This window comes from Actinomadura sp. NPDC048032, assembly GCF_040653175.1.
GTDB lineage: Bacteria > Actinomycetota > Actinomycetes > Streptosporangiales > Streptosporangiaceae > Spirillospora > Spirillospora verrucosospora.
In genome coordinates, this window is record NZ_JBEZJP010000350.1 from 1 (window position 1) to 9,151 (window position 9,151).

Here is a 9,151-nt window from a genome sequence, read left to right on the forward strand (position 1 = left end):
GCGGGTACGCGCTCAACTTCTACAAGACCCGCGGGGACGAGGCCCGCGCCTGGAGCGAGCGCAGCCGCCAGGAACTCTCCGGGCAGTGGCCTCAGCTCTCCCTCGGGAACCGCCCCACCGACCGCAACACGGTCGTGGACCGCGACCTCTCCGGGCTCAGCTGACCGCCGGGGCGCCCCGGCGGAACGCCTCGGCGAAGGCCCGCTCGCCCAGGACGGCGGTGGCGGCGGACGTGATGCGGTCGACGTCGCCGCGTTCGGCGGGCGGCAGCGGGGCGCCCACGCTCCGGCGGGCCGCGTCGGCCGCGCCGAGGAGTCCGGCGGCGCGCACGGCGTCCCCGGCGAGCGCCGCCGCGCCAGCCAGCCCCTCCAGCGACAGGGCGAGCGCGCGCGGCTCGCCGATCGACCGCGCGATCTCCATGCCCCGGGTGTGGTGCGCGAGCGCCCCTGCCGCATCCCCGCTCAGCTCGGCGGTGAAGCCGAGTTCCGCGTGCAGCAGATGCTCCCCGATCTCGGACGAGTCGTACTCGTCCCGGATGCGGTGCAGGATCTCCCGCGCCGCGCCGAGGTCGCCCGAGCGGCGCGCCCCGAGGGCGAGGCCCATCAGCGCGTGCGTCTCGCTGAAGCGGTGGCCCTGGTCGACGGCCGTCGCCCGCGCCCGCTCGTGCAGGTCGCGCGCCCGGTCCCAGTCGCGCGCGAGCAGCGCCAGGCGGCCGAGGCCCGACAGCCGCGCGGAGACCTCCGCGCGCAGGCCGAGCTCCTCGGCGATCCGCAGCCCCTCGCGCTGGAGCCGCTCCGCCTCCGCGTAGTCGCCGTTGATCTCGGCGAGCATCGCGAGCGGCGACACGGGCTGCAGCCGCCCCCAGCGGTCGCCCAGCTCGGCGAACAGGGCGGCGGAGCGCCCGCCCGCGTCCGCGATCACGTCGAGGCGGCCCCGGACGAGCGCGAGCGTCGCGCGCAGGCCGAGCGCGGCGGCGGTGCCCCACCGGTCGCCGGCCTCCTGGAACAGGCGCAGGGCGTGCTCGTTGGCGCGCTCGCTCGCGTCCGGGAGACCCGCGTGGTACAGCCCGTGCGCGTAGAGCCAGAGGGCGCGGCCGCGGCGCACCGGGTCCGGGACGCCGTCCTCGCCCTGGACGCCGTGGGCCGTCAGGTCCCCGGTCAGCAGGGCGAACGCGGCCCGCAACAGGCGCAACCCGGCGGCCTCCGGTGCCGCGTCCAGTACCGCCGACAGCGTGCGGTGGGCCTCGTGCAGGCGGCCGCGCAGCAGCCACCACCAGCACAGCGCCGTGCCGAGACGCACCGCCTCCGCCGCGCCAGGACGCCGCAGCGCCTCCTCCAGGGCGGCGCGCAGGTTCGCCGAGTCGGCGTCGAGACGGTCGAGCCAGGCGCGCTGGTCCGGCCCGCGCAGGTGCGGTTCGGCGCGTTCGGCGAGGCCGAGGTAGTGGCTCAGGTGCCGGTCGCGGGCGCCGTCGAGATCGCCCGCCTCGCGCAGCCGCTCCATCGCGTACGCGGCCACGGACTCCAGGAGGCGGTAGCGGGGACCGCGCGGCCCCTCCACCACCACGACCAGGGAACGGTCGACCAGCCGGGTGAGCAGGTCGAGGACGTCCCCGCTGCGGACGCCGCCGCCCGCGCAGACGGCCTCCGCCGCGTCCAGGCCGCAGCCGTCCACGTGCACGGCGAGCCGGCGCAGCACGGCGCGCTCGGACGGGCCGAGCGGCTCCCAGCTCCAGTCGATCATCCCCCGCAGCGTCCGCTGCCGGGCCGGCGCGCCGCGCGGCCCGGTGGTGAGGACGCCGAACCGGTCGGTGAGGCGTCGCGCCAGCTCCCCCACGCCGAGGGCCCGGACGCGGGTCGCCGCCAGTTCCAGCGCGAGGGGGACGCCGTCGAGGCGGCGGCAGATCTCCGCGACCGCCGCCCGGTCGGCGTCCAGGGAGAAGCCGGGAGCGGACGCCGCGGCGCGGTCGGCGAACAGCCGCACGGCGTCGTCCTCCCGGAGCGGCTCGACCAGGTACACCGTCTCGCCCGTCAGGCCGAGGGGCTCGCGGCCGGTGGCGAGGATCCGCAGGCCCGCCGCGCCGCGCAGCAGCAGCTCCGCCAGTTCGGCGGCCGGGTCGACCACCCGCTCGCAGTTGTCGAGGACGAGCAGCAGCCGCCGGCCGCGCAGCGCCGCCGCCAGCCGTTCCACGCTTCCGCCGCCGCTCCCGGACGTTCCGGCCGCCGGGACGCCGGGCGGCATGTCGTCGCGGAGCCCGAGCACGGCCGAGATCTCCTGCGCCAGCCCGGCGGCGTCTCCGCGCTGGGCGGCGAGCTCGACGAGCCAGACGCCGTCCGGGAAGGCGTCCCCGGCGAGGCGCGCGGCGGCTTCGAGCGCGAGCCGCGTCTTGCCGACGCCGCCGGGGCCGGTCAGCGTCACCAGGCGCGCCGTGCCGAGGAGCCGCGCGACGTCGTCCAGGCAGCGGTCCCGGCCGACCAGTCCGGTGAGGGGGACGGGCAGGTTCGACCGCGCCTCCGGTTCCGGCGGGGCGAGCGACGCGTCCTGCCGCAGGATCGCCTCGTGCAGCGCGGCCAGTTCGGGGCTCGGGTCGAGGCCGAGCTCGTCCGCCAGCACCTTGCGCAACCCGGCGTAGGCGGCGAGCGCCTCGCCCTGCCGTCCCGCGCGGTACAGCGCGCGCATCTGCACGGCCCGCAACCGCTCCCGCAGCGGGTGGCGGTCCACCAGGCCGGCGAGCTCCCCGGCGAGCAGGAGGTGCTCTCCCGCGTCGAGCCGCGCCTCGGCCTGCTCCTCCAGGACGGCCAGGCGCTGGTCGGCCAGGCGGTCGGCCGCCGCGCGCGCGAACTCCTCGTCCGCGAAGTCGGCGAACGCGGCGCCGCGCCACAGGCCCAGCGCCTCGGTCAGCAGGGCGGCGCGCTCCGCCGGAGCGTCCAGCGTGCGGGCCCGCGCCGCCAGCGCGCGGAACCGGTCGGCGTCGACCTCGTCGTCGGGCCCGTCGAGGCGGAGCCGGTACCCGTGCGCCTCGCGGACCACGCGGTCGCGGCCGAGGACGCGCCGCAGCTGGGAGACCTTGGCCTGGAGCGCGTTCGCCGGGTTGCCGGGCAGGTCGTCGCCCCACAGGTCGTGGACGAGGCGGTCGGCGGAGACGGGCCGCCCCTCGTGGACCAGCAGGCAGGCGAGCAGCGCCCGGACCTTCGCCTCCGGAATCCGGACGGACGCCCCGTCGCCGTCCCGCACCATGAGCGGACCGAGCACGCCAAACCGCATGCCAGCACGCTACTCGGCGGCGGCCCGCCGTCCGTCAGCGGACCGTCAGCGCATCCGAAGCGCCGCCCGGCACAGTCGCGGCATGCGAACCGCGGAGAGTACGACCGCTCCGGACGAAACGTCCGACGGGGGCCTGCCCCTGCCGGCGCTGCTGGCGCTGGCGACGGCGGTCTTCATCACGAGCCTGACCGAGACGCTGCCCGCCGGGCTCCTGCCCGCGATGAGCGCGAGCCTGCACGCGAGCGAGCCCGCCACCGGGCAGACCGTGACGATCTATGCGATCGGGACGGCGCTGACCGCCGTCCCGCTGACCGCGGCCACCGCCGGATGGCGCCGCCGCCGGCTCCTGCTGACGACCGTCGCCGGGTTCGCCGTCGCCAACACCGTCACGGCGCTGTCGACCCACTACGCGGTGACCATGGCGGCCCGGTTCGCGGCCGGGGTCGCGGCCGGTCTCGCCTGGGCGCTGCTGGCCGGATACGCCCGCCGCCTGGTGCCCGCCCACCTGGAGGGGCGCGCGATCGCCGTCGCGATGGCCGGAATCCCGGTCGCGCTCTCCCTCGGCGTCCCCGCCGGGACGTTCCTCGGCGCGGCGCTGGGCTGGCAGGCGGCGTTCCTGACCATGACCGGGCTGACCGTCGTCCTGCTCGGCTGGATCACCGTGTCCGTCCCGGACTTCCCCGGCCGCCGCGCGGGGGAGCGGACGGGCGGCGGGAGCGTCCTGCGCGTCCCGGGGGTCGCGGCCGTGCTGTTCGTGACGCTCGTGTTCGTCCTCGCCCACACGATCCTCTACACCTACATCGCCGCGATCCTCGACGGGCTCGGCATGGGTTCGTCCACCGACCTCGTCCTGCTGGCCTTCGGGGCGGCGTCCCTGGCCGGCATCTGGGTGGTCGGCGCGCACATCCACCGCCGCCTGCGCGTCCTCATGGTCGCCGGGACGCTGCTGGTCGCCGCTGCCGCCGCCGTCCTCGCGCTGTGGGCGGACGCCCCCGCCCTCGTCTACGCCGCCGTGGTGCTCTGGGGCCTCGGATGGGGCGGCGCGCCCACCCTGCTCCAGACCGCCGCGGGAGACGCGGGCGGAGACGCCGCCGACGCGGCGCAGGCCATGCTCGTCACCCTCTGGAACGTCGCCATGGCCGGCGGCGGGATCGCCGGAGGCGTCCTGCTGCACCTGGCCGGCTCGACCTCGCTCGCCTGGAGCACCCTCGCGCTCCTCGCGCCCGTCCTCGCGGTCGTCCTCGCCGCCCGGACCCACGGCTTCCCCGCACACCGCTGAAAGGACAAGGCAATGGAGACCGCGCTCACCGAACCGGCCCGCCTGGGCGGACTCGTCCTCCCGAACCGCCTGGTGATGGCCCCGATGACCCGCAACCGCGCGGACGCCGCCGGCGTCCCGACCGACCTCATGGCGACCTACTACGCGCAGCGCGCCACCGCCGGACTGATCATCGCCGAGGCCGCCACCCCGAACGCCGTCGGCCAGACGTACCCGAACATCCCCGGGATCCACGCCCCCGCCCACGTGGCCGGGTGGCGGCGCGTCACCGGCGCCGTCCACGACGCGGGCGGACGGATGTTCCTCCAGCTCCAGCACGGCGGACGGGTCGGGCACCCCGACAACAGCGGCCTGCGCCCGGTGGCGCCGTCGCCCGTCCCGCTCCCGGACACGATCCACACCCCGTCCGGGCCGCGGGCCGCCGTCGTCCCCCGGGAGATGACCGCCGCCGACATCCGCTCCACCGTCGACGACTTCGCGGCCGCCGCCCGCAATGCCGTCGACGCGGGCTTCGCGGGGGTGGAGGTGCACTCCGCCAACGGCTACCTGCTGCACCAGTTCCTGTCCCGCGCCACCAACCGCCGCACCGACGCCTACGGCGGCCCGGCCGAGGCGCGCATCCGCTTCACGGCCGAGGTGACCCGCGCCGTCGCCGGCGCCATCGGCCCGGACCGCGTCGGCGTGCGGATCTCGCCCGGAGTCACCGCCAACGCCATGCACGAGGACGACCAGGACGACGTCTACCCGGCCCTCGTCCGGGCCCTGGCGGAGATCTCCCCGGCCTACCTGCACGTCGTCCACGCCGACCCGGACAGCGCCCTCCTCCACACGATCCGCCGCACGTGGCCGGGAACGCTGATCGCCAACCCGAAGCTGCCCGACGTCACCACCGAGCACGTCGCGCGGGAGTCCGCCCGCCTCGTCGCCGCGGGCGCCGACCTCGTCGCGCTCGGCCGCCCCTTCCTGGCGAACCCCGACCTCGTCGAGCGCCTCCGCCTCGGCGCGCCGCTGAACCCCGTCCAGGATCGGCACCTCATGTACACGGGCGCCGCGACCGGCTACACCGACTACCCGACCATGGATCTCGCCGTGCGGCGATGAGTTTCCCCGCCGTCCGCGGTCATCTCCTCCGACCGCTACAAGGAGATGACCATGGACCTTCCCCAGGGCGACGTGCGCCTGCTCGAAACCGACGTCGCGCAGCGCCTGCTCCACTCCACGATCCCGGCACGCCTCGCCTTCACGGCCGTGGACGGGACGCCCCGCATCATGTCGTCCTGGTTCGCCTGGACCGGCGAGGAGCTGGTGATGGCGACCTACGTCCACTGCCCGCCGATGGGCATCCTGCGCCCGGCCGCCCGCATCCGCGCGCTCCGCGAGCGTCCCGACGTCGCCGTGAGCATCGACACCGACACGCAGCCCCCGGAGGTCCTCCTGCTGCGCGGTCGCGTCTCGGTCACCGAGGTGGAGGGCATGGTGCCCGAGCAGGCGCAGGCGGCCCGCCGGTTCCTGGGCGAGGAGGGCGGCGCGGGCTACGTCGCCGGCGCCGACCACCCCGAGACCCGCATGGCCCGCATCGCCCTGCGCCCCGCCTGGGTCGGCGTCATCGACTTCCGGACCCGCCGCCCCGGCGTCATGACGGGCTGAGGCGCGGGAGGTCAGGCGGGGTCCTCGGCGGCGCAGGAGTCGAGGAAGGGGGCCAGTTCCCTGGCGACGGCGCGCAGGGGCCGGACGCTCTGCTCGGCCCTGGCCAGGAGGATGGCGCCTTCCAGGGAGCTGACCATCAGGGTCGCCAGCGCGGTCGCCCTGCGGGGCGGGACGCCCATGGCGGTCAGCTCGCGGGCGATCGGCCGCCGCCAGGCGGCGAACGCGGCGGCCGCGGCGGTCCGGGTGGACGCCGCGGAGTCCGCGCAGTCGACCGTGGCGGCGGCGACGGGGCAGCCGCGGTCGAAGCCCGCCGCCTCGAACTCGTCGGTCCACTGGCGGACCATCGCGGCGAAGAGCCGGCCCGGCGTCGGACGCACCATGGCGGCCATGAAACGGGCGATCCGGTCGCTCGCATAGCGTCCGGCCCACTCGACCGCCTCGTTGACCAGCTGCTCCTTGCCGCCGGGGAAGTAGTGCTGGAGCGAGCCGCGCGGCGCCCCGGCGTGCTCGGCGACCTCGCGCAGGCCGGTCGCGGTGACGCCGTCGCGGCGGATGAGCTGCGCCGCGCTGAAGACCATCCGCTCCCGCGGGCCCCGCTCGCCGGTCGCCACGATCGCCTCCTCAGTGAAAATCTCGCAGGCTATTGCCCTATTTACCTGCGCCATTATCATGACCACTGTCATAGCTCGCAAGTTCTGGAGGCGATGGTGGACAGCGACGTCGGTTTCCTCGGCCTCGGCGTCATGGGGCGGCCCATGGCGCTCAACCTCGTCCGGGCGGGCACCGGCCTCGTCGTCTGGAACCGGACCGCCGCCAAGAGCGAGCCGCTGCGCGCGGCGGGCGCGTCGGTCGCCGGAAGCCCCGCCGACGTCCTCCGCCGCACCCGCGTGGTGTTCCTCATGCTCGCCGACGGCCCCGCCATCGACTCCGCGCTGGGACGCGGCGCCCCCGGCTTCGCCGCGAACGTGCGGGGACGGGTCGTCGTCCACATGGGGACGACGTCGCCGGGCTACTCGCGCGGCCTCGAAGCCGACGTCCGGGCCGCCGGCGGACGGTACGTCGAGGCGCCCGTGTCCGGTTCGCGGGGCCCGGCCGAGGCGGGCGAGCTCATAGCGATGCTCGCCGGCGAGCCGTCCGCCGTCGAGACCGTCCGCCCCCTGGTCGGCCCCATGTGCGGCGAGGTGTTCGTCTGCGGGCCGGTCCCGCAGGCCCTCCAGATGAAGCTCGCCGTCAACCTGTACCTGATCACCATGGTCACCGGGCTGGCGGAGGCGTTCCACTTCGCCGAGCGGCACGGCCTGGACGGGCGGCGGCTGCTGGAGGTGCTCGACGCCGGCCCGATGGCCAGCACCGTGTCGCGCGCCAAGGCCCGCAAGCTGCTCGACCGCGACTTCTCCGTCCAGGCGTCCATCGCGAACGTCCTGGACAACAACCGCCTCATCGCGGAGGCCGCCCGCGCCGCGCGGCTCGCCTCGCCCCTGCTGGACGCGTGCCACGCCCTCTACGGCGAGACCGCCGCGCTGGGGCACGGCGAGGCCGACATGGCCGCGGTCGTGCGCGCTCTGGAGGCCCGGACGGCCGCACCGGCGACCGCCGTCTAGGACGGGTCCGAACCCGCTTGTCCGCCGTCGCGGCGCGGCATTACCGTGCCGGAGGTGGACCACTTCTCGCGCTCGTGGACGGCACTGCTCGCGGCGGTCGCCGGCCTCCCGGACGAGGACTTCGCGCGCCCGTCCGGCTGCGCCGGCTGGCTCGTGCGGGACCTCGTGTGCCACCTGGTCATCGACGCCCAGGACGTCCTGATCACTCTGGTCACCCCCGCCGGCGCCGAACCGACCGTGGACGCCGCCACCTACTGGAAGCTCGTCGAGCCCCCGACGGGCGACGACCCGCTCGACGCGCTCATCCCCCGGCTGGCCGCCGCCTACGGGGAGCCCCGGCTGCTCAGGTTCCACCTCGACGACGTCGGCTCGGCCGCGGGCCGCGCGGCGGGGCTCGCCGATCCCGCCGCCCGCGTCGGCACGCAGGACGAGGTCCTGACCGTCGGCGACTACCTGTCCGCGTACGTGATGGAGTGGACGCTGCACCACCTCGACCTGATCGCGCACCTGCCGGAGGGCCCCGAGCCGCCCGCTGAGACCCTCGCGGCGGCCCGCGCGCTGCTGGAGCGGATCGCCGGAGCCCCCTTCCCGGCCGCGTTCTCCGACCGGGACGCGCTGCTGGTCGGCACCGGACGCCGGGCGCCGACCGCCGCGGAGAAGGCCGAGCTGGGCGATCTCGCCGCGCGGGTCCCCTTCGTCCTCGGCTGAGCGCGGCCCCGGCCGGGCCCGGCTCAGTCCCGGACCGGCAGGTCGTAGAAGCGGCGGACGCTGGAGCCGACGCGGTCGAGGTCCGTCCCGTAGATGTGCAGGGAGACGGCGGTGGTGTCGCCGAGGTTGCGGACGCGGTGGATGTCGCCGGGCGGCGCGAAGCCGCTGACCTCGCCCGCCGGGTTCGGGTTCGCGCCCGCCCCGATCAGGGCGGCGCCGTCGTCGGAGAGGGTGTAGAGGTCCTCGTGCTCGGCGCCGGCCAGGACGCCGAACACGCACCAGGCGACGTGGTCGTGGACGCGGGTCACCGCGCCGGGCTGCCACACGATGGCCGTCATGGAGAACGAGCCGTCCGGCTCCACGTGCAGCCGGTGGCCGCTGGAGGTGCCGGGCTCTCCGGCGAGCTGGTCGGGACGGAGCAGCTCACCGGGCGACGGAAGGTGCTCGCGCAGCGCGCCGGCGACGCGGTCGGCGGTGTCCTGCCAGTCGGCGCCGCGGGCGATCGCCGCGCGCACGGCGGCGGTCAGGACGTCCAGGTCGGTGGCGGTTCGCGCGGTTTGCAGCAGCTCAGACCATAGGGTGGTCATGCCGTCCTCCTCGTACCGGGTCGCCTCCAGCCTCGGCGCCGGGGAGGTCCGCCGTCATCCGTGGCGCC

General features: G+C 76.2%; 8 protein-coding genes. 5 read left to right on the forward strand and 3 right to left on the reverse strand.

The genetic code is table 11. From position 1 onward, the window contains the following. Window positions 1–156: 156 nt before the first annotated feature. Window positions 157–3,261, reverse strand: coding sequence for a BTAD domain-containing putative transcriptional regulator (locus AB0C69_RS32215; protein ID WP_360358738.1), 3,105 nt, complete (start codon window positions 3,259–3,261; stop codon window positions 157–159). Window positions 3,262–3,343: 82 nt separating this feature from the next. Between AB0C69_RS32215 and AB0C69_RS32220 the strand changes: the two genes are divergently transcribed. The 3 genes from AB0C69_RS32220 to AB0C69_RS32230 are packed head-to-tail and all read left to right on the forward strand — an operon-like array spanning window position 3,344 to window position 6,187. Next, window positions 3,344–4,540 carry an MFS transporter gene (locus AB0C69_RS32220; RefSeq protein WP_360358739.1) on the forward strand — a complete coding sequence of 399 codons (1,197 nt, stop codon included), beginning with the start codon at window positions 3,344–3,346 and terminating at the stop codon, window positions 4,538–4,540. 12 nt (window positions 4,541–4,552) lie between these two features. Continuing rightward, complete coding sequence (locus AB0C69_RS32225; RefSeq protein WP_360358740.1) at window positions 4,553–5,641, forward strand: alkene reductase; 1,089 nt, start codon at window positions 4,553–4,555, stop codon at window positions 5,639–5,641. Window positions 5,642–5,692: 51 nt separating this feature from the next. Continuing rightward, window positions 5,693–6,187 carry a pyridoxamine 5'-phosphate oxidase gene (locus tag AB0C69_RS32230; RefSeq protein ID WP_360358741.1) on the forward strand — a complete coding sequence of 165 codons (495 nt, stop codon included), beginning with the start codon at window positions 5,693–5,695 and terminating at the stop codon, window positions 6,185–6,187. 11 nt (window positions 6,188–6,198) lie between these two features. On the opposite strand, the gene AB0C69_RS32235 is transcribed toward AB0C69_RS32230, so the two are convergent. After that, window positions 6,199–6,798 (reverse strand): TetR/AcrR family transcriptional regulator, encoded by a 600-nt coding sequence (locus AB0C69_RS32235; RefSeq protein ID WP_360358742.1) that lies wholly within the window; start codon window positions 6,796–6,798, stop codon window positions 6,199–6,201. A 93-nt stretch (window positions 6,799–6,891) separates the two neighbouring features. Between AB0C69_RS32235 and AB0C69_RS32240 the strand changes: the two genes are divergently transcribed. Both AB0C69_RS32240 and AB0C69_RS32245 read left to right on the forward strand, forming a co-directional pair. Beyond that, window positions 6,892–7,788, forward strand: a complete 897-nt coding sequence (locus AB0C69_RS32240; RefSeq protein ID WP_345172882.1) for an NAD(P)-dependent oxidoreductase — start codon at window positions 6,892–6,894, stop codon at window positions 7,786–7,788. A 54-nt stretch (window positions 7,789–7,842) separates the two neighbouring features. After that, window positions 7,843–8,496, forward strand: coding sequence for a maleylpyruvate isomerase N-terminal domain-containing protein (locus AB0C69_RS32245; RefSeq protein WP_345172884.1), 654 nt, complete (start codon window positions 7,843–7,845; stop codon window positions 8,494–8,496). Between the two features lie 23 nt (window positions 8,497–8,519). Here the strand turns inward: AB0C69_RS32245 and AB0C69_RS32250 are convergent, their stop codons facing one another. After that, window positions 8,520–9,083 (reverse strand): cysteine dioxygenase family protein, encoded by a 564-nt coding sequence (locus tag AB0C69_RS32250; RefSeq protein ID WP_360358743.1) that lies wholly within the window; start codon window positions 9,081–9,083, stop codon window positions 8,520–8,522. Window positions 9,084–9,151: the final 68 nt, after the last annotated feature.

Excerpts from the sequence above, each read along its gene's own strand:
- AB0C69_RS32225 (WP_360358740.1), top strand. The coding sequence starts at position 4,553 with ATGGAGACCGCGCTCACCGAACCGGCCCGCCTGGGCGGACTCGTCCTC.
- AB0C69_RS32230 (WP_360358741.1), top strand. The coding sequence starts at position 5,693 with ATGGACCTTCCCCAGGGCGACGTGCGCCTGCTCGAAACCGACGTCGCG.
- AB0C69_RS32220 (WP_360358739.1), top strand. The coding sequence starts at position 3,344 with ATGCGAACCGCGGAGAGTACGACCGCTCCGGACGAAACGTCCGACGGG.
- AB0C69_RS32250 (WP_360358743.1), bottom strand. The coding sequence starts at position 9,083 with ATGACCACCCTATGGTCTGAGCTGCTGCAAACCGCGCGAACCGCCACC.
- AB0C69_RS32215 (WP_360358738.1), bottom strand. The coding sequence starts at position 3,261 with ATGCGGTTTGGCGTGCTCGGTCCGCTCATGGTGCGGGACGGCGACGGG.
- AB0C69_RS32240 (WP_345172882.1), top strand. The coding sequence starts at position 6,892 with ATGGTGGACAGCGACGTCGGTTTCCTCGGCCTCGGCGTCATGGGGCGG.